2 protein-coding genes are annotated in these 3,229 nt (G+C 52.5%); both read left to right on the top strand.

Translation table 11 applies throughout. The features are described from left to right. Nucleotides 1–75: 75 nt before the first annotated feature. A complete protein-coding gene (locus ACI3UA_RS04005; protein ID WP_439723540.1) occupies nucleotides 76–300 on the top strand; it encodes a hypothetical protein in 225 nt (74 codons plus the stop codon). Between the two features lie 109 nt (nucleotides 301–409). Continuing rightward, on the top strand, nucleotides 410–3,229 hold a 2,820-nt coding region (locus tag ACI3UA_RS04010), incomplete at its 3' end, for an insulinase family protein (protein WP_439723541.1).

Below are 3,229 nucleotides of genomic sequence, written 5' to 3' on the forward strand. Positions count from 1 at the left end.
ATAGCTTTTGCCCTGTAAATGATTTTGTAGTAAAATAGTAATTGATAACTTTGCAAAGGAAAGGATGAGATAGATATGGCTAAGATTAGTACAGGCTACACTCCTGAGATGGGGGCGAAGATGCGCAGCATGCCGGAAATTCATGCCCGGTATCAGCAGTGCTGTCAGAAATATAAGCAGTTCAGAAATTGCAGTGCGGAGTTCCGGGAGCAGAAAGTGATGATTTACTCGGAGCTGAAAACCCTGGGCTGGGTGCTGGGCAAGTCAGATCAGCAGGTAAATAAGGAAGCAAATTTTTAATCGTGAAGCGAAATTTGACACAAGTGAAGCGCTATGGATGGATTGCAGATTTTTGGCAATTCCGGCTTTGCTTTTCATTTGATATCGTATTGCTAAAGGGGATTGATTTATGCAGGTAAATGATATTATACATGGTTTCAGGTTGTTGCGGCAGGAGCAGGTGAGGGAAGCGTCCTCCGAGGCCTTTGAGTTTCAGCATGTCAAGAGCGGGGCGCGGCTTTTGTACCTGAAAAACACTGATGACAACAAGGTGTTTTCCATTTCCTTCCGCACGCCACCGTCAGATGATACCGGCGTGCCACACATTATTGAACATTCCACCCTGTGCGGCTCCCGCAAGTTTCCGTTGAAGGAGCCATTTGTGGAGCTGGTAAAGGGTTCTCTGAACACCTTTCTCAATGCCATGACCTATCCGGACAAGACCATGTATCCGGTGGCAAGCTGCAACGACAAGGATTTTCACAACCTGATGGATGTGTATCTGGATGCGGTTTTTTATCCGTCCATTTATGATAATGAAGAAATTCTCATGCAGGAGGGCTGGCATTATGAGATTGAGAGCCCGGAGGAGCCGCTGAAATACAGCGGCGTGGTCTACAATGAGATGAAGGGGGCACTGTCCTCCCCGGAGGATTTGCTTGAAAATCAGGTTATGCGGGAGCTGTTCCCGGGCAATACCTATTCCTGCGAGTCAGGTGGCAATCCGAAGGCCATTCCGCATCTCACCTATGAGCAGTTTATCGAGTTCCATAGGAAGTATTATTCCCCTGCCAACAGCTATATCTATTTGTACGGCGATATGGATATTGAGGCACAGCTGGAATTTATTGACAGCGAGTATCTCAGCCATTTTGAGCGGGTGGAGGTTGATTCCGCTATTCCGTTGCAGAAGGCTTTTGATGAAGTAAAGCATATTGAGGGGGAATACCCTATCGGGGCAGAGGAGCCGGAGGATAGCAGGACCTTCCTGAGCTACAATCTGGTGATGGCGCAGGCCGGTGAGCATGAGCTGATTAATGCTATCGGGCTTCTGGAGCAGGCACTTTTGAAGACCCCGGCGGCTCCGCTCCGCAAGGCCTTGATTGATGCGGGCCTGGGGATGGATGTGTCCTCCCATTTTGAGACCAACGTGCTGCAGCCGTATCTGTCTATCACGGTAAATGGCGCGGAGGCTGACAGGGCAGAAAAGTTCCGGCAGGTTATTCATGACACGCTGGCAGAGCTGGCGGAGAAGGGCATTGACAGGACAATTCTGGAAGCGGCCCTCAACCTCATGGAGTTCCAGCTGAGGGAGGCTGATTTTGGCTCCTATCCGAAGGGGCTGATTTACAACATCATGCTGATGACAAACTGGCTCTATGACAAGGATCCGCTGGAAAAGCTGCGCTACGAGGCTGACTTGCAGGATTTGCGCAGCAAGCTGGACACTGATTATTATGAGCAGCTCCTGAAAAAATATTTCCTTGAAAATAATTTTGCCGTGTCCGTGGTGATGAAGCCTGATAGGGAGCTGGCGGCAAAGCAGGAGGCCGCGTTGGCAGATGAGCTGGCGGCTAAGAAGGCGGCCATGTCCGAGGCAGAAATCCGGACGGTGATTGAGAATACTGCCCGCTTGAAGCTGCGCCAGCAGACGCCTGACTCACCGGAGGCGCTGGCAACCATTCCTCTGCTGAAAATTGAGGATATTGCACCGGAGCCGAAGCATATTCCGCTGGAAGAGCGGCAGCTGGAAGATGTGAAGGTGCTGTTCACTCCGGCTGAGACCAACGGCATTGTTTATCTGAACCTGTATTTCAAGGCGGATGTGATACCGCAGGAGCTGGTGCCGTATGCCTACCTGTTCTCGGATATAATCGGGCTGGTGGATACGGAAACAAGTACCTATGAGGATATGACCAACAGGGTGAACATGCACACCGGCGGTATATCTTTCAGTCTGGAAAACCTCACTTTGGACGGGACAGCGGATTCCCTGCAGCCTGTGTTCAAGGTGTCGGCCAAGGCATTTATGCGGAAGCTGCCGGAGCTGGCGGATATTATCGGCGAGCTTTTGAATGAAACGCGGTTTGAGGACAGAAAGCGGCTTTTGGAGCTTTTACAGCAGAACCGCTCCGAGTTTGAGCTGGAAATGCTGCAGTCACCGGTGCAGGTGGCTCTGGCAAGGCTGAATTCCTTTATTTCCCGTGCCGGTGCCTACAATGAGCAGGGCGAGCTGTCCTCCTATCCTCTCCTGAAGGAGCTGACGGATGAGTTTGAGGCTAACGTGGACGATTTCTGTGCCAAGCTGTCCCAGGTGATGAGCCTGCTGTTCAGCACCAGACGGCTGACTATAGGTGTGACGGTGCAGGAGAAGGACTATGCCGCCTTTGCCGAGGGGATGAAGCCGCTTCTGGCAAGGCTCCATGAGAATACCACCGCTGACGGGGCGGAGACGGCAGAGTACAGCTTCCGGCCGGCTCAGCAGCAGGAAGGGCTGATGTCTTCCAGCCAGGTGCAGTATGTGGCGAAGGGCGCCAATCTGTACAAGCTGGGCTATGAGCTGACAGGCTCCTACCGCGTGCTGGAAATGCTTTTGAAGTATGAGTATTTCTGGATAAAAATCCGCGTGCAGGGCGGCGCCTATGGCGCCATGACGCGGTTCAACAGCGACGGCGATATGATGTTTGTGTCCTACCGTGACCCGAATCTGGCGGAAACCGTGGCGGTGTTTGACGGCACGGCTGAGTTCATCAGGAACTTTGAGGCGTCGGACAGGGAGATGGTGAAGTACATCATCGGTGCCATCAGCGGCATTGATACGCCATTGACGCCGCGGCTCATGGGAGTTACGGCACAGCGCATGTATTTCCGCGGCATTACCCTGGAATCACGCCGGAAGCGCAGGAAGGAGCTCCTGCAGACGACTGTGGAGGACATCCGCGCCCTGGCT

Origin of the sequence: Anaerovibrio sp. (genome assembly GCF_051866355.1) — a bacterium.
Lineage (GTDB): Bacteria > Bacillota > Negativicutes > Selenomonadales > Selenomonadaceae > Anaerovibrio.